We start from the raw sequence: 16,848 nt of genomic DNA on the forward strand, positions 1-16,848 counted from the left end.
TTCCCAATTCCTCAATCAGCGTCTATAAATAACCTGAAAGAAATTTTACCAAAAAATATCATAAATTTAGTTTAATATCCGTTTCAATAGTATACAAAAAAAGATTGTCCAAAATGGAAAACCTCCAATATGTTTTGCGCCTCTGAACTTTATAACTTAAGATTAAACTATGCTTCTTTTTTAACGAGCTTCTTCTACTTTTTTAAACATTTCTCCCCTCCGGTCCTTTTCTAACAGGTTTCCGGATTCCCATTACACCAGCTTTATCACTCGTTTAAGTCCACTTTATTAACTGAGTTGAATCTGTTACGGAATCGAAAGGTAAAATAACCGACATTATTACGCAACTATTTTCCAACTGTGTTGCAATGCACATAGTCGAGTGTTTGAAAATGTGCGTATAAAGATGCCTGACCTTATAAATTTACAAACGAAGTCGGCAAGTAGAAATCATAAAAAAAACGCCCAACAATGGACGTCATGACTCTTCCCTATAAAATATTTGATTGACCGTGATTTCCTTTCACTAATGAGCTTTGCATTGTTAAAAAGGTTCACTGGCCTCTTTTTCGTAGCGGTTATACTGATATACGCTTAGCCCTATAATTGCGCAAATTCCGTTCGGGTCATACGATGGTCATGACGTCATTCTTTCAATCGATACGGATTGACATAAATACCAGGCCCCTATACAAAAATAATAGCCGCCCAGTTTGGACGACTGCGGAATTTTCCTATATACTGACTCGTAACGATGCCGTTTATCCGCAAAATACGATCAGTCTTTATTGATATTCCACCGGAAAGTTTATCGGATTAGCGATAAATTCACGGTTAAATTCCCGTCCAAATTGCCGTCAAATCAACGATCCTACACTTGTCAAGAAGCTTTGTGTTCGAGACGCAGCTTATCAGCAACCATGGCAATGAATTCGGAATTTGTAGGTTTTGCCTTAGTCATGCTTACGGTATATCCGAAAAGGGATGAAATGGATTCTATATTGCCACGGCTCCAGGCCACTTCAATCGCATGACTGATAGCACGTTCAACACGGCTCGCCGTAGTATTGTATTTTTTTGCGATATCCGGATATAAAACTTTGGTGATGGAACCCAATAGTTCAATATCATTATATACCATGGATATGGCTTCCCTTAAATACAAATAGCCCTTTATATGTGCAGGGACTCCAATCTCATGAATGATGCTTGTGATGCTGGCATCGAGGTTCTTCGGCTTGGATTCATTTTGGGGACGATAGCTAAACTGACTATGATTTTTTAAAACTGCCTGACCTTTACTGCTTACCTGACGTATGTGATTGGCCAGATTTTCCATATCAAATGGCTTCAGGATAAAGTAAGACGCACCCAAATCAACAGCTTTTTTCGTTACATCTTCTTGACCAAAGGCAGTAAGCATAATCACATTAGGCATGGCACCCCGTTTTACTTCACGAAGTTTTTCTAGCACACCTAACCCATCTAAATGAGGCATGATAATATCGAGGATCAATATATCCGGGTCAACGCTTTCAAGCATACCCAGGCAATCTTGACCGTTATGTGCCACCCCAATTACTTCCATGTCATCCTGTGCAGAAATGTATTCTTCCAGAAGGCCAACAAGTTCTCTATTATCATCTACAACGCACACCTTAATTTTTTTCACGCTTGATTTCCTCCTCAACTACAATTGGTCTTTTTTTCTATATGACTAAATTCTATTGTAATTGAACTTTTCGACAATGGAAACTAAATTCCTTTTATTTTTGAAAAAATATAAGGAATTCAATATTATTCTCCGGATATCTCTTGTTTTCGACTTCGTTTGCTATTCGAATAAAGCGATTGTCGAAAAATCTTCATTTCGTTATCATTTTATCACATCGTTTCAAAAAAACCTCTATTTTTTGAAGAAATCAATTTAATTCCTACCCAAAATCTATGCTATTCATAACTTTCCATTAAAAAGGGGCATCCAAAAGGATACCCGGATTCTTAGCTTGCCTTTTCATAATTATCTTTGTCGTATATATTAATACCGGCTTCGTTTAACATCCATTCGATATGGACTCCATACCCACTTGTAGGATCATTAACGAATACATGGGTGACTGCACCGATTAATTTCCCATTTTGTATGATAGGACTGCCGCTCATACCTTGAACGATCCCACCCGTTTTTTGTAGCAATTCCTTATCCGTCACTTTTAAGACCATTCCCTTAATTGCGGGGAACTTCTGTGGTATGGAACTGACGATTTCAACATCGAATTCCTCCACTTCAGAACCATCCACCACTGTAAGGATTTTTGCTGGTCCTTCCTTTACCTCATGGGAAAGGGTGATGGGGAGTGGCTTATCGTTAATTCCATTTTTAAAATCTTGATTTAACTTCCCAAAAATTCCAAAGGGACTATTGCGATTGATATTTCCTATTTTTTCTTTATTGGAAGAAAAGCGTGCAAGTTTTTCTCCCGGATCACCATTGCTTCCCTTTTCGATGGATGTGACCGTCGATTGAACAATCTGTCCGTCCTTGACAACAATCGGCTTCTTTGTATCCATATCGGATATGACATGTCCCAAAGCCCCGTATTTTTTCGAATCCGGGTGATAAAACGTCATCGTTCCGATGCCAGCTGCCGAATCACGGATATACAAACCCAATTTGTAAGTTCCTTCATTCTTATCTTTTAGAGGTAATAGGGTACTGTGAAGCACTTCATTATCACGGTTAATGACAAGATTCAACGCCTCACCCTTTTCACCTGCCTGCTGAACAAAAGGGGTTACATCCCCCATCTTCTTTATCGTCTGACCATTGATTTCTGTAATAATATCACCGATTTGAATTTTTGCTTTTTCTCCCGGTGATTTTTTCCCCTGCGCAGTATCAATAAGATGATGACCTACTACGAGAACCCCAAGAGTATTAAGCTTTACTCCAATGGATTGGCCTCCAGGCATGACCTTAAAGTCTTTTAACACCCTGATGTCGACCTTTTTGGCAGGTAAGCCTGCTACATCGAGTAACACTTCATTCGTACCTGGTTTCTCAGCACCAAGTGTAATCGAGGCTTGTTCATCATGAAGCGAAATTCCATCACTGGATCCCGAAGTTTTTGCAGTAACAGGCAATGATTTGGAAATACTATATTGACTTCCTTCAAATAGTACAAGATGATTTGGAATTAAAAAATATTCACGAGATGGCTGGTATAACCCTAATGTTAATAGCGAAACAAGGAGAATTCCACCGATGATCCTGTTTATCCATATAAATTTCAATCCATTCACTCTCCTCGCTCTCTGAAACTTTATGGCTACACCTTTAATTTAGCCCTCATGACAATCATTTATAACAGGTGCAAAAAATAAAAGCTATCCGTTTTTGGATAGCTTTACAATGAATGCTTATGATAAGTTTAAATAATGTTCTTACTGGCCCTTCATGATGTAATCTTCAGCCTTTTGGCCAGCTGGATTAATTCATTGGCATGCTGCTTCGTCAAATCCGTTATCTCGACTCCTGAAATCATCCTGCCGATTTCTTTTACTTTTTCGGTTTCAATTAGCGGCTTGACCGAGGTATTCGTGCGTCCGGCCCTTACATTTTTCGCTATAAAAAGATGGGTATCCGCCATAGCGGCCACTTGTGGCAAATGGGATATGCACAATACTTGTGATCCAGTTGCCACTTTATAGATCTTTTCGGCAATGGATTGTGCAACCCGTCCGCTCACACCTGTGTCAACTTCATCAAATATAATGGATGTTATGCCTTGATGCTTGGAGAAAATGCTTTTCAAAGCCAGCATGATCCTCGACAGTTCTCCCCCAGATGCGATTTTGGAAAGAGGTTTTAACGGTTCACCTGGATTGGTGGAAATATAAAATTCCATTGAATCCAGACCTGACTGATTAATGCCCCTATCTGACAATTCATCGAAAGTATAAGCCGTTTGAAGGAAATGTGGTTCGAAAATTGTCTTTTCCATGTATAAATCTTTTAATTCCTGATGGATCTTTTTGGTTAACTGCTGAGCGAATTTCTGGCGAAGTTCAGAAAGATTTTTTGCTTCGACAATTAAATCTGCCTTGATGGATTTCATTTCCTTTTCGAGCTTCGCTATATGGGTTTCCCTATTTTGCAGTTTTTCGACTTCTTCTTCTATAGCGGCTCCATATTCCAGGATTTCCTCGATGGTCCGCCCGTATTTCCGCTTTAATTGATTTATTTCATTAAGGCGGCCTTCAATGAATTCCACACGTTCTGTATCATAATCCAAGGAGTCTAATTGGTCTCGGATGTTTGACACGGCCTCTTCAAGCAGGAAGTAGCTATTTGAAACGGTTTCAGAGCTATTCTTTAAACCCTCATCAAGCCCTGCCGCTTCCTCTAAATTATTCATGGCTACGGAAAGCCAATCAATTGCATGCTGCTCACCATTTAAAGCATTATAACTGGTTTGCAGCGCTTCATGAATTTTTTCGAAATTATTAATTTTCTTCCGCTCTTCCATCAATTCTTCATCTTCGCGTAACTTCAAATCAGCTTTTTGGATTTCATCGAATTGAAATTGGATCAAATCAAGGCGATGGACCATTTGCTGTTCATTTTGGCTCAAGCCATTCAATTGTTTAGAAGCGGTTTCATAACGTTTAAATAGCTTTTGGTATTCAGTGAGCGCAGATGCGATTTTTTCACCGCCGAATTGATCGAGCAGTGGAAGATGGAGTCGTTCATCCATTAATTCCTGATGCTCATGCTGACCATGGATATCTATCAATGTCCGGCCTATCTCGCGTAAAGTGGAAATCGTTACAAGCTTACCATTCACCCTGCAAACGCTTTTGCCGCTTTGTGAGATGTCCCTTCGAAGTATCGCCATCCCATCATTCATATCCAGGCCAAACTCTTCCGCTTTGGCAAAGACCGGGTGTTTTTCATCTTCAATTTGGAATAATCCTTCTATTTCGGCCTTAGACTCTCCATGCCGAATGAACTCTGCTGAACCACGTCCACCAACCAAAAGATGAACGGCATCTATTATGATTGACTTCCCTGCCCCTGTTTCTCCTGTCAAGACCGTCAAGCCTTTCTCAAATGAAACGGACAGGCTGTCTATGATCGCAAAATTCCTAATCGATAGTTCTGTTAACAAACTAGGTCACCTCACAACATTATTAGAGCATGTCCAAGAATTTGCCGGAAATGATCTTTGCATCTTCCTCAGAACGGCAGATAATCAAACAAGTATCGTCGCCGCCGATCGTCCCGAGTATTTCTTGCCAATTTAAATTATCAATCAATGCGCAGATTGCCTGGGCATTACCTGGGAGCATCTTCATAACCAGTAAATTGTTGGCTGAGTCAATGCGTACAAATGCATCGACAAGGATTCTCTTTAATTTTTGAAGTGGATTGAAGCGCTGGTCGGCCGGCAGACTGTATTTATACCTTCCATCCGTCAATGGAACCTTTACAAGGTGAAGCTCTTTAATATCCCTTGAAACAGTGGCTTGAGTTACATTGTATCCAGCTAATTTCAATTCTTCAACTAACTCATCCTGGGTTTCGATATCATTATTCGTTATGATGTCCCTTATTTTTATATGTCGTTGTCCTTTATTCATAAGTAGAAGCACCTCTTCTCAACTGTTGCTCATATTAATGGTAATTGGTATCACTTTCATTTTTCACTTAAGCAAGCTGCCCCAATATGGGATTGCTTCGTTATTTTCAGTACGTGCAAATAGGCCGCTTTAGAAAGTGGCTAATATTAATGTTATCGGATTTTTATGCAATTGTACAACTTTTTCTCTAAAAATGAATACAAGTCTATTTTTTGTACGTACCTATTTTATGTATGCACCCTTAAATGATTCAATGGGATGACCACAATGTAAAGGTAAAAAGCTCCTTTAGCCAACCATTCAGCCAAAGGAGCCCATACAAGTTCTAACTATTCTTTTTTAAATTGTGCATGGGCATCTCCAACGATGTCATCAACCGTTTTCGAAAGCAATATCGCTCCATCATCCTTCGACCCTTGCCAGTGTAAATGAAGTAAGAATTCAATATTCCCATCACCGCCTGTAATCGGTGAGAAGGAGGCATCCTTAATATCATAGCCTTCCTTTATAGAAAAAGAAATGATCTTATCCAATACTTGTTTATGAATTTTGGGATCGCGAACAATCCCCTTTTTACCCACTTGATCCTTTCCAGCTTCGAATTGCGGTTTAACCAATGCAACGACATCACTATTCGGGACGAGCAAGGTCTTTAGCACAGGTAAAATTAACGTAAGCGAGATGAAAGAAACATCAATGCTTGCAAAGTTTGGCATCTCCCCATCGAGATCGGCGGGTGTAACATAACGGAAATTGGTTCGTTCCATTACCTTAACCCGCTCATCCTGCCTAAGCTTCCAGGCAAGTTGATTATAGCCCACATCAAGCGCATATGACATGAGAGCGCCATTTTGCAACGCACAATCCGTGAACCCACCAGTCGATGAACCGATATCAAGCAGTACTTTTCCATTCACTTGTAAATCGAATTCCCTTAATGCCTTCTCAAGTTTAAGACCGCCTCTTGAAACGTAAGGCATGACTTTTCCTTTGATCGTGAATTCGAGATCGACCGGCACTTTTTCCCCCGGTTTTTCGTACCTTTCTTCATTCGCGTAAACAAGGCCTGCCATGACCATACGCTTCGCTTTTTCACGTGTATCGGCCAAGCCTTGTTCTACAAGTAATACATCTACTCTTTCTTTCATCACTTTCATATTGTCAGGCCCTTTTTTCTTTTTTGGGTGTTATCATTTTAATCTTCTTGATCGCGGTCTCAGTCGTTAAACCGATTTCTTCAAGCAGTTCATCGACACTTCCATGTTCAATGAAATAATCAGGTATCCCCATTCGATCTATAATTGCCCCATAAAATCCTTGATCATGGGCATATTCAAGTACTGAACTACCAAAACCACCTTGAAGAACCGCTTCTTCTATTGTCAAAATCGGCATTTTTTCACCAAGGAGACTGCTTAGCATGTTCTCATCCAAAGGCTTAATGAAGCGGGCATTGATCACCTTAACTGAATAATCCTCTTTCTCGAGTAGTTCTGCCGCTTCAAGAGCCATCGGAATCGTTGTACCGAACGTTAAGATGGCAGCATCCGTTCCTTCTTTAAGAACTTCCCACGAACCGATTGGAATCTGCTGTAATTCAGTATCCATCACAACTCCCCAACCATTCCCACGAGGGAAACGCATAGCAATCGGACCATCATTATAGTTTAAGGCCGTATTGACCATATGCTGACCTTCGTTTTCATCTTTCGGCATCATCAATACCATATTCGGTACATGGCGTAAGAAAGCAATGTCGAAAACGCCTTGATGCGTTTCACCATCGGAGCCAACCAATCCGGCACGGTCGATCCCGATGAATACGTTCAAATTCTGACGGCAGATATCATGCACCACCTGGTCATAAGCCCTTTGCAGGAATGTTGAATATATAGCCAGGAAAGGTTTCATTTTTTGCGTTGCCAATCCGGCTGCAAAAGTTGCAGCATGCTGCTCGGCAATCCCTACATCATAGAAACGCTCTGGAAACTCTTGGGAAAAGCCCACCAATTTCGAACCTACGGGCATTGCAGGTGTAATCGCGACAATCCGCTCATCGTCACGGGCTAGCCTGCTGACAGTATCGCTTACAAGAGCGCTCCAAGCAGGACCTTTACTAGGGGATTTCACGAAATCGCCTGTCTCGATTTTGTATGGGCCTGTCCCATGCCAGTTTCCTGTTGTATCCAGCTCGGCAGGTGAATAGCCCTTGCCTTTTTTCGTGATGACATGCAGCAGTACAGGCCCCTTCGTTTTCTTGGCATATCTTAAATTCTCCAGCAATTCTTCATAATTATGACCATCCACTGGTCCTAGGTATGTGAAACCGAGCTCCTCGAAAAAGATTCCTGAAACCAATAAGTACTTCATGCTATCCTTCAGGCGTTCAGCTGTAGCTGCAAGTTTGCCACCGACTGCAGGGATTTTTTTCAAAAGCAGCTCCAATTCATCTTTTGCCCAGTTATATTTGCCTGCTGTACGCAATCTTCCCAATATCGTGTGCAGGGCACCTACGTTAGGGGCTATGGACATTTCATTATCATTCAGGATAACGATCATGTCCTTTTTTTCATCACCGATATGATTTAACGCTTCAAGCGCCATTCCGCCTGTTAGGGCACCGTCCCCGATCACTGGCAAAATAAAACTGTTTTCACCTTTGATATCACGGGCAGCCGCCATTCCCATTGCAGCTGAAAGGGAAGTCGAACTGTGACCGGTTTCCCAAACATCATGGGGGCTTTCAATCATTTTAGGAAAACCGCAAAGACCTTTGTATTTCTTTAAGGTATCGAACTCCCCTGCTCTGCCAGTCAGGATCTTATGGACATAGGATTGGTGTCCGACATCCCATAAAATTTTATCATTCGGACTGTCGAATTCTTTATGCAAGGCTATAGTCAACTCGACGACACCTAAATTCGGACCAATATGCCCACCTGTCACCGATAATTTTTCCACAAGGAATTTACGTACTTCCACACTTAACTCGACAAGTTCTTCATTATTCATCTTCTTCAAAAAAGAAGGGTCTTTTATAGATAGAAGATCCAAACAGGACCACTCACTTTCTGTCATTTTCGGTTGTAAGCATAAACAAAGCCTCATAAAAGAGGGCTATGGGGGACTTGACCGAAAAATTGGTTTTAAGTTAAAAAATAGCCGCCAACACCCAGGTGATTTCGGCGGCTTAATATACCTATTTTATCACGTATCTCAATTAAAAAATTCATTATGATTTTCACATATTTTTGCACAATGAGTATACCATAAAACCTCAATTGATAACAAATTTAGCTCAATCAATGGTTACGGTTCGCTATTAAATCGGTTAGTTCATTCAACAAACCCGTTTGTAGGGCTGTTTTTCCTAAAGCGGCATGGGCAAGTTCTATATGATGCTCCAACTTTTCCTTTGCCCCTTGAAGCGTGAGTAAAGAAGGATATGTGCTTTTATGATTACCCACATCACTGCCAACCGGCTTGCCGATCAACTCGACGGACCCTTCAATATCCAGAATATCATCCCGAATTTGAAATGCAAGCCCCAGGTGGTATGCAAAGTCACGTAAATGGAGTTGCTGTTCTTCATTCGCCCCGGATAATATAGCACCGGAAAGGATGCTTGCAGTCAATAACTTCCCTGTTTTATGTTCATGGATATACTCTAATTCCTGAAGGGTCAGCTGTTTATTTTCACCTTCCATATCGGCAACTTGACCTCCAACCATTCCTTCGGCTCCGGCAGACTTCGCAATTTCACTTACAAGGTTCAGCTTCATTTCAGCCGTCACCTCGGGATCGATCATATCCGTCACCAATTGAAAGCTGTATGTAAGAAGCGCGTCACCTGCCAATATTGCAACCGCTTCACCGAACACTTTATGGTTAGTCGGTTTTCCGCGGCGGAGATCATCATCATCCATCGCTGGAAGATCATCATGAATCAAAGAATATGTATGGATCATTTCAATGGCAGCCGCTGCAGGTATCCCGATCCTCAAGCTTTTCCCAAAGGCCTCCAGAACCGCAAAGACCAATAACGGGCGAATCCGTTTACCCCCTGCCTCCAGCGAATAGATCATGGCTTCTTTGACCACTGCCGGTGCTTTAAGTTTATTGACATATTCTACGATTTCCCGTTCTATAACCGTTTTATATTCTTTAGAAAACATTTCAAAGGACGCCGTACCCATGTCATTCTTCCTCCTGTACAGCGAAGTTTTCAAGTTCCCCATCTTCGCGTAAAATTTGAGTCAACTGATCTTCAACAGCCTTAAGCTTTGAATGGCAAAGCCTTGATAAATCCATTCCTTGTTTATATATGGAGATGGCTTCTTCCAAGGGCACATCGCCTTCTTCCAACTGTTCCACAATTTTTTCGAGATTCTCCATCGCTTCTTCAAATGTAGCTTCTTGTTTTTTTGTCATGGTTCAATCCGCTCCTTTATTTCTTTAATTTCACATTCAAGGGTTCCATCTTTAATCGAAACCGCTATCTTATCCCCTTTGGATACTTGCTGTGTACTTTTCACTAATGTCTCATCTTCAGCAAAAACTAATCCATAGCCCCGTTCCATGATTTTTAGTGGACTGAGGGCAGACAAAGTGGCTGTAATATGAACGAATTGCTGTGATTTTTGCCGATAGATGGCTTCCATGGCCCTACGTAAAACCTTTGCATGCTGCTGCAATTCATCTTTCGCATTTTTCACCGCTTGTTCAGGATGCTGCTTTTTCAGAATTTCGTTCAGCTGATTCAGCTCATCTCTCTTTTTCATGAAATATCGCGTGCTGGTCCTCCCTAGCCTGTCCATCGTCTTGTCTAGCTGTTCCAGCTTCTGTTCATACATTTTATGCGGATAACGGAAAGCATAAGACCTCTCCATCCTGGTCAAACGGGTTCGTTCAAAATTGACCGCTTCTTGAATGGAGCGGGTCAACCGATTTTTGCGGTTCATCAGGCGTTCGAGTATTTCATTTAAGTGAGGAACCGCTAACTCCGCTGCACCAGTCGGTGTAGGAGCACGCATATCGGCGACAAAATCAGCAATGGTAAAATCGGTTTCGTGACCGACAGCAGAAATTACCGGTATATCGGAATCATAAATCGATTCAGCCACTATCTCCTCATTAAAGGCCCATAGCTCCTCGATCGACCCGCCGCCCCTTCCAACAATGAGAACATCACTTTCCGCCCTTGCGTTAGCCATTGAAATTGCCTTGGCAATCGATTTAGCGGCATTATTCCCTTGTACAAGTGCCGGATAAACGATAATCCTGGCGATTGGATATCTCCGCTTGATGGTTATCAGGATATCTCTTAATGCAGCTCCGGTCGGAGATGTTATGACTCCTACAGACTTAGGGTACTGCGGGATCGGCTTCTTATGTTCGGCCAAAAACAAACCTGCCGCCTCCAGCTTTTTCTTCAGCTGTTCATAAGCAAGATACAAATCCCCCACACCATCAGGGGCCATGCTTTTCACATAAAGCTGATACTGTCCCCCAGCTTCATATAATGATATATCGCCCTTAACAAGTACCTTCATACCATTTTCGGGCAGGAATTTCATCCCTTTATTATTGGCGGCAAACATAACGGAAAGAAGTCGGGCCTTCTCATCCTTTAAAGTAAAATACATATGTCCGCTTGTATGTTGTTTAAAATTCGAAATTTCACCTTTTATGTATACATTTTGCAAATGGGGGTCGGCATCGAATTTCCTTTTGATGTACTTAGTTAAAGCCGACACACTCAAATATTGTTGGTTGCTCATATAATGTCTCCTTCCGATTGAAATCGGATTTAAAGAAAACTCACCTATGGATCCATGAATGGAAAAAAAGCGGTCTCCCGTTATTATAAAACAAGAGGTCCGCTTCTTTAAAATAATTTAACGTTTTTTTCAGCTTTTTAATGCTTGCTTGTTCAGTTCAAGTGCTTTTTGAGCAGATTTGACCGTATTCTTCATAAGCATCGTAATCGTCATGGGACCAACGCCTTTAGGAACAGGTGTAATGTATGAAGCCTTATTTTTCACTTCATCAAACGCCACATCACCGCAAAGCTTCCCTTCATCATTCCTGTTCATTCCGACGTCAATGACGACTGCGCCTTCTTTAATATGGTCACTCGTGATCGTGTCCCTCTTTCCGACAGCTGCGACAACGACATCGGCTTGCTTGGTATAATATGCAAGATCCTTTGTCCGTGAATGACAGTAAGTAACGGTTGCATTTGCATTCAAGAACAATTGTCCTGCTGGTTTTCCGACGATATTACTTCTCCCTACGATGACAACATGCTTACCTTCAAGGTCATAGTCGATATACTCAAGCATCACCATGACGCCGTATGGGGTACAAGGTAAAAATGCATCCTGTCCCGTCATCATCCGCCCAATATTAATCGGGTGGAAACCATCTACATCCTTTTCAGGGGAAATCGCTTCAATGATCGCTTTTTCCTGAATATGTCCAGGCAATGGCAGCTGCACCAATATACCATGAATGCTGTCATCCTGGTTTAATTCAGCAATGCTCTGAATTAATTCCTCCTGAGAGAGCTCCGCAGGCTTTTTAATTAATACGGAATGCATGCCCAAGTCCTCACAGGCCTTTTGCTTATTGCGCACATAGGTTTGTGATGCTTGATTGTCACCCACCAGGATTACAGCCAAACCTGGAACGATATTTTTTTCACGTAACTGTTGAACTTCCTTACTGATTTCCTGCCTAACTGACTCTGCAATTTCTTTACCATTAATGATTTGAGCTGACATGTGTTTATTCCTCCCAAGTTAATTTTGCTAAAGAAATTGCTGAGAGAATCCTTGCTCAAGGCTACAGCTTTAGCTGCCGCTTTTCACCTTCACTTTGGATAAAACGGCATTTACAAAGCTGCTCGATTGATCATCACCGAATTTCTTAGCAATTTCAATAGCTTCATTCATTGCAACACTTACAGGAACATCTTCACTGTGAATCATTTCATAAACCGCGATACGCAGTAAATTCCGATCAATGTTCGCCAGTCTTTCCAACGTCCAATTCTCTAAATTGTCCCTGATCATTCCATCAATTTGTTCACGATTTTCCGTTATCCCCATTACTAATTTCTTGAAGTATTCATCAGTAGGAGCACCATCCAGTACGCTTTCCATTGCTTCTTCTGCATTCGAGTTGGCAATATCTATTTGATATAGTGCTTGAAGGGATTTTTCACGGGCTTCTCTTCTTTTCATAATCTTACTCCTTTAACATCTACTATTATATATGAAAATGCTAGAACAAACGAACATTAAATAACATTTTTTCAAAAATATTAAGATTTTCGCTATATTATTAAAAAAATAAGCTAAATCCCACTAAAATTAAGGCCAAAAGACTCAAATATCTTGATTCAGGATAACAATACAAGATTACATTCGGAATTAAACGGCCAACACAGTCCCATACTTTTTGAAAGTGTCAAAAAGCTCATGCCTAGCTTTCATGCTCATATTTCACCTTTTACACTCTAACAGAAATCACCCTTGAATTAAAGGGAAACTTCCAGACACCGCCTTATTATGTTCATTTAAATTTAATATTATAAGCAGGCCTCAAAAACGGGGTATCTGGAGTTAACTTTCAAAAAAACAAAAACCCGGCTTTTGCCGGGTTTTTGCAGGTGCGAATCGAATGAAGCCACTTACACTTCTTGTTCGTAATCCGCTTCTTGTTTAGCGTTTTCAAACGCAATGCCCACTACATGAATGTTCACTTCGCCCGCGTCGATAGCGGTCATATTCAACAAAGCTTCACGAATGTTATCTTGCACTTCCTGAGCAACTTTCGGAATTGAAACACCAAACTTCATGACACAATAAAGTTCGACTTTGATGGATTCTCCCGTTAAGTCCACTTTAACACCCTTACCGTGGTTCTTTTTCCCAAGCTTTTCAACAACACCCGTAGCGAAATTCCCGCGCATATGTGCAACACCTTCAACTTCCGATGCAGCGATACCCGCAATCACCTCTATTACCTCAGGTGCGATCTCCACTTTGCCCAGCCCACTATTATAATCATTCATTTCGAGTAATTGGCCTTCCATTTCACTCATTCAAAAGCACCTCCTGTCTTCCTTTACATTATGAGTTCATTACATCATATATTTCAAGGAATTTGGTATTAAATTCTCCGGAAACAAATTGTTCATGCTGAAGTAACTTAATATGGAAAGGAATTGTGGTACTGATCCCTTCAATGACAAACTCACCTAGGGCGCGTTTCATCTTTTCGATTGCCTCTTCCCTAGTAGGTGCATGGACAATCAATTTAGCGATCATGGAATCGTAATACGGCGGTATCGAGTACCCAGGGTATGCCGCGGAATCAACACGAACTCCGTAGCCGCCTGGCGGTAAATACATTTGAATCTTACCTGCGGAAGGCATGAAATTCTTTTCTGGATTTTCAGCATTGATCCGGCATTCGATAGACCATCCGTTATAAGTGACATCCTCTTGCGAAAGCGATAGTTTGCTGCCTGAAGCAACTTTGATCTGTTCTTTAATCAAATCCACGCCCGTTACCATTTCTGTAACAGGGTGTTCAACTTGGATACGTGTATTCATTTCCATAAAGTAGTATTTTCTATTCACATAGTCATAAATAAATTCTACTGTTCCGGCACCTGAATAATTAACGGCAAGTGCTGCCGTTACTGCAGCCTGCCCCATTTCCGCACGTGTTTCACCATCCAATGCCGGTGAAGGGGTTTCTTCAACAAGCTTTTGCAAACGTCGCTGGACCGTACAATCACGCTCACCTAAATGGATGGCATTGCCATGATTATCTGCCATGACCTGTATTTCAACGTGTCGGAAGTCCTCGATGAACTTTTCAATATACACGCCTGGATTTCCAAATGCCGTCGCGGCTTCCTGTTGTGTGATGTTAATGCCTTTAATTAGCTCTTCTTCCGTCCTTGCGACGCGGATACCTTTACCGCCCCCGCCGGCAGTAGCTTTGATGATGACTGGATAGCCCATTTCATTAGCTAAAGCTACACCCTCATCCGTATCCTTGATTATGCCTTTAGAACCTGGAACGATCGGTACACCAGCTTTACGCATGGTTTCCCTTGCTACGTCCTTTGTTCCCATTTTATTGATAGCTTCGGGGCTAGGACCGATGAAAATGATATTGCATTCACGGCATAGCTCAGCAAAGTCAGCATTTTCAGCAAGGAAGCCATATCCTGGGTGAATCGCATCGGATCCGGTTTTCTTGGCTGTGCTGATAATGTTCGTTGTATTTAAATAACTGTCTTTTGATAATTTAGGACCGATGCAATATGCTTCATCCGCAAGCTGGACATGTAATGCTTCTTTATCAGCTTCTGAATAGACCGCAACAGTCTCGATTCCTAATTCCTTGCATGCCCGGATGATTCGGACAGCAATTTCCCCGCGATTAGCAATTAATACCTTTTTAATCATTTAGAAACAGCTCCTCATTCCGGCTTTACTAAAAATAATGGTTGACCATATTCTACAAGCTGGCCTTCTTTTACAAGGACTTCAACGATTTCACCGCTTACTTCGGCTTCGATTTCATTGAAAAGCTTCATGGCTTCCACGATGCAGACGATGGAATCCCCTGTTACTTTATCGCCTGTTTTTACGTATGCAGGTGAATCCGGTGCAGGAGATTGGTAGAATGTCCCAACCATCGGAGAAGTGATTTTATGTAAATTTTCAGTGTCTGCTGCAGCCGGTTTTGCAGGTTCAACAGCTTTCGGTACTTCAGGGGCAGGGGCCGCTGCGGGCTTGACCTCTACAGCTGCATTGGTTTGAACAACTGCTGGAGCTGCTGCTTGGTGTAATACTGTACCCGTTTCAGTTTTTTTCAATTTAATTTTCGTTCCTTCATTTTCAAAAACGAATTCACTGATATTTGATTGATCGACTAGCTTAATAATTTCACGAATTTCTTGCACTTTCATTTTGTGGCACCCCTTGTCTAATTTAATATGAGTTTGTGAGGCAATAATATTTTATGTAACCTTACCCTTAGCTTATCCTACTTTGTCCAATACTGCACAAAGTAGCCGCTTTCTTTATGCGAATGCGAATAAACTGAATACAAACCTCATCTGTATTATAACAGATATTTCACTTTCTCAAAATATTGTTTCCCTTAGAGAATTGAAAAGTTTATGACCAGCTTCTAACATCATACAATATTAGCTTATACAAATTCAATGATAGATTAGTTGTAACTTGTTATCCATACTTTTATATTACACCTTTATTATAATATTGTGAATATTTTTCAACTGGGACACCTTAACGCTTTCTCTTGAATTTTGCATTCATTCGTAGAAAATCAGCAATAATATCCACTATAATTACTTTTCTAGAATATTACGGAGGATCATTATCACCGATTCTATTTGAGTTCCTGATATCAATTGACATAAAAAAACTTTTCCTCTAAAGTTTCCCGGTTTAAACTATTTAAAAAAATCATAATAAAAAGCCTCCCTTTTTTTATTAAGGAGGGCTTTCTAATTTTTAGGATGTTGCACTGTTCTGTATCAGCGTTCTGTATGTGTCATCACTTTTCCGGTTGAAAGTCGACCACTACATTTTGCGCATCGCTCACTTCTTTCCTTACGAGGCGGATAATGTTATTAGCCTCTGTTTTCGTTTGTTTATCGGCCTTGACACTCACCTTTACATCCGTTCCGTCCACCCTGACCAGTGCGGCATTGTAATCCATGGCAACAATTAAGTTTTCGATGATATTTTCTTTTACTTTCGTTTCACTTAATTGTTCGATTTTTGCATAAGCCTCGTCTCGTTCTTCAGCTGATAATTCTGTGTTGCCCATCTTTGCAGTCAATTCTTCATTCAGCTTCGCCCGTTCATCTTCAATCTGCATCCTTAAAGATTCGAACTCATCTCCAGATGCAATGGTTACAGAGGAACCTTCTGTATTTTTGGACGTTTCTTTTTCACTTTTAGTTTCCCCTTTTGTATCCGCTTTGTTCTCTGTTTTGCTTTCAGTTTTATTTTCTTTCTGTTCCATTTGCTCTGTTGACGTCATATCGGCGGCATTTTCTTCCGGAGCTGTTAAATAATAGACTGAAAGCACAACGACCAAACTTAGCATAGTCAATAACCAAACGGTTTGTTTTTTTAATAACAT

15 protein-coding genes are annotated in these 16,848 nt (G+C 41.0%); all 15 read right to left on the reverse strand.

What is annotated here, in order from left to right; translation table 11 throughout:
* Nucleotides 1–880 precede the first annotated feature (880 nt).
* The 15 genes from spo0A to ACIROD_RS04690 all read right to left on the reverse strand — a co-directional run bounded on the left by spo0A (nucleotide 881) and on the right by ACIROD_RS04690 (nucleotide 16,848).
* Nucleotides 881–1,672, reverse strand: coding sequence for a sporulation transcription factor Spo0A (gene spo0A / locus ACIROD_RS04620; RefSeq protein ID WP_402938340.1), 792 nt, complete (start codon nucleotides 1,670–1,672; stop codon nucleotides 881–883).
* Between the two features lie 329 nt (nucleotides 1,673–2,001).
* Nucleotides 2,002–3,294 carry a SpoIVB peptidase gene (gene spoIVB, locus ACIROD_RS04625; protein ID WP_402938343.1) on the reverse strand — a complete coding sequence of 431 codons (1,293 nt, stop codon included), beginning with the start codon at nucleotides 3,292–3,294 and terminating at the stop codon, nucleotides 2,002–2,004.
* A gap of 161 nt (nucleotides 3,295–3,455) precedes the next feature.
* Nucleotides 3,456–5,171, reverse strand: coding sequence for a DNA repair protein RecN (gene recN / locus ACIROD_RS04630; protein ID WP_101222523.1), 1,716 nt, complete (start codon nucleotides 5,169–5,171; stop codon nucleotides 3,456–3,458).
* Nucleotides 5,172–5,193: 22 nt separating this feature from the next.
* Nucleotides 5,194–5,643, reverse strand: a complete 450-nt coding sequence (ahrC, locus tag ACIROD_RS04635; RefSeq protein WP_034308279.1) for a transcriptional regulator AhrC/ArgR — start codon at nucleotides 5,641–5,643, stop codon at nucleotides 5,194–5,196.
* A gap of 329 nt (nucleotides 5,644–5,972) precedes the next feature.
* Nucleotides 5,973–6,800 carry a TlyA family RNA methyltransferase gene (locus tag ACIROD_RS04640; protein ID WP_402938347.1) on the reverse strand — a complete coding sequence of 276 codons (828 nt, stop codon included), beginning with the start codon at nucleotides 6,798–6,800 and terminating at the stop codon, nucleotides 5,973–5,975.
* Nucleotides 6,801–6,804: 4 nt separating this feature from the next.
* A complete protein-coding gene (gene dxs / locus ACIROD_RS04645; protein WP_101223461.1) occupies nucleotides 6,805–8,697 on the reverse strand; it encodes a 1-deoxy-D-xylulose-5-phosphate synthase in 1,893 nt (630 codons plus the stop codon).
* A 248-nt stretch (nucleotides 8,698–8,945) separates the two neighbouring features.
* The gene (locus tag ACIROD_RS04650; protein ID WP_402938350.1) at nucleotides 8,946–9,839 is read right to left on the reverse strand and encodes a polyprenyl synthetase family protein; all 894 of its coding nucleotides are present in this window, start codon (nucleotides 9,837–9,839) and stop codon (nucleotides 8,946–8,948) included.
* Between the two features lies 1 nt (nucleotide 9,840).
* Nucleotides 9,841–10,074, reverse strand: coding sequence for an exodeoxyribonuclease VII small subunit (locus tag ACIROD_RS04655; RefSeq protein WP_034308286.1), 234 nt, complete (start codon nucleotides 10,072–10,074; stop codon nucleotides 9,841–9,843).
* Nucleotides 10,071–11,423 carry an exodeoxyribonuclease VII large subunit gene (gene xseA, locus ACIROD_RS04660; protein ID WP_101222526.1) on the reverse strand — a complete coding sequence of 451 codons (1,353 nt, stop codon included), beginning with the start codon at nucleotides 11,421–11,423 and terminating at the stop codon, nucleotides 10,071–10,073. Before xseA ends, ACIROD_RS04655 begins: the two co-directional genes overlap by 4 nt.
* 129 nt (nucleotides 11,424–11,552) lie before the next feature.
* Entirely contained in the window at nucleotides 11,553–12,428 is an 876-nt protein-coding gene (folD, locus tag ACIROD_RS04665; RefSeq protein ID WP_101222527.1) for a bifunctional methylenetetrahydrofolate dehydrogenase/methenyltetrahydrofolate cyclohydrolase FolD, read from the reverse strand.
* 69 nt (nucleotides 12,429–12,497) lie between these two features.
* Complete coding sequence (gene nusB / locus ACIROD_RS04670) at nucleotides 12,498–12,890, reverse strand: transcription antitermination factor NusB (RefSeq protein WP_101222528.1); 393 nt, start codon at nucleotides 12,888–12,890, stop codon at nucleotides 12,498–12,500.
* Nucleotides 12,891–13,339: 449 nt separating this feature from the next.
* Nucleotides 13,340–13,744, reverse strand: coding sequence for an Asp23/Gls24 family envelope stress response protein (locus ACIROD_RS04675; protein ID WP_222620245.1), 405 nt, complete (start codon nucleotides 13,742–13,744; stop codon nucleotides 13,340–13,342).
* Between the two features lie 37 nt (nucleotides 13,745–13,781).
* Nucleotides 13,782–15,134 (reverse strand): acetyl-CoA carboxylase biotin carboxylase subunit, encoded by a 1,353-nt coding sequence (gene accC, locus ACIROD_RS04680; protein ID WP_101222529.1) that lies wholly within the window; start codon nucleotides 15,132–15,134, stop codon nucleotides 13,782–13,784.
* Nucleotides 15,135–15,148: 14 nt separating this feature from the next.
* Nucleotides 15,149–15,640, reverse strand: a complete 492-nt coding sequence (gene accB / locus ACIROD_RS04685; RefSeq protein WP_101222530.1) for an acetyl-CoA carboxylase biotin carboxyl carrier protein — start codon at nucleotides 15,638–15,640, stop codon at nucleotides 15,149–15,151.
* A 614-nt stretch (nucleotides 15,641–16,254) separates the two neighbouring features.
* On the reverse strand, nucleotides 16,255–16,848 hold the full coding sequence (locus ACIROD_RS04690) for a SpoIIIAH-like family protein (RefSeq protein WP_101222531.1): 594 nt from the start codon (nucleotides 16,846–16,848) through the stop codon (nucleotides 16,255–16,257).

This window comes from Peribacillus sp. NPDC101481, assembly GCF_044767165.1.
Taxonomy (GTDB): domain Bacteria; phylum Bacillota; class Bacilli; order Bacillales; family DSM-1321; genus Peribacillus.

What these genes read in the sequence shown, in the direction of transcription:
- ACIROD_RS04675 (WP_222620245.1), bottom strand. Translation starts at nt 13,744, where the DNA reads ATGGAAGGCCAATTACTCGAAATGAATGATTATAATAGTGGGCTGGGC.
- ACIROD_RS04650 (WP_402938350.1), bottom strand. Translation starts at nt 9,839, where the DNA reads ATGGGTACGGCGTCCTTTGAAATGTTTTCTAAAGAATATAAAACGGTT.
- xseA (WP_101222526.1), bottom strand. Translation starts at nt 11,423, where the DNA reads ATGAGCAACCAACAATATTTGAGTGTGTCGGCTTTAACTAAGTACATC.
- accB (WP_101222530.1), bottom strand. Translation starts at nt 15,640, where the DNA reads ATGAAAGTGCAAGAAATTCGTGAAATTATTAAGCTAGTCGATCAATCA.
- ahrC (WP_034308279.1), bottom strand. Translation starts at nt 5,643, where the DNA reads ATGAATAAAGGACAACGACATATAAAAATAAGGGACATCATAACGAAT.
- ACIROD_RS04690 (WP_101222531.1), bottom strand. Translation starts at nt 16,848, where the DNA reads ATGTTATTAAAAAAACAAACCGTTTGGTTATTGACTATGCTAAGTTTG.
- nusB (WP_101222528.1), bottom strand. Translation starts at nt 12,890, where the DNA reads ATGAAAAGAAGAGAAGCCCGTGAAAAATCCCTTCAAGCACTATATCAA.
- folD (WP_101222527.1), bottom strand. Translation starts at nt 12,428, where the DNA reads ATGTCAGCTCAAATCATTAATGGTAAAGAAATTGCAGAGTCAGTTAGG.
- ACIROD_RS04655 (WP_034308286.1), bottom strand. Translation starts at nt 10,074, where the DNA reads ATGACAAAAAAACAAGAAGCTACATTTGAAGAAGCGATGGAGAATCTC.
- accC (WP_101222529.1), bottom strand. Translation starts at nt 15,134, where the DNA reads ATGATTAAAAAGGTATTAATTGCTAATCGCGGGGAAATTGCTGTCCGA.
- ACIROD_RS04640 (WP_402938347.1), bottom strand. Translation starts at nt 6,800, where the DNA reads ATGAAAGTGATGAAAGAAAGAGTAGATGTATTACTTGTAGAACAAGGC.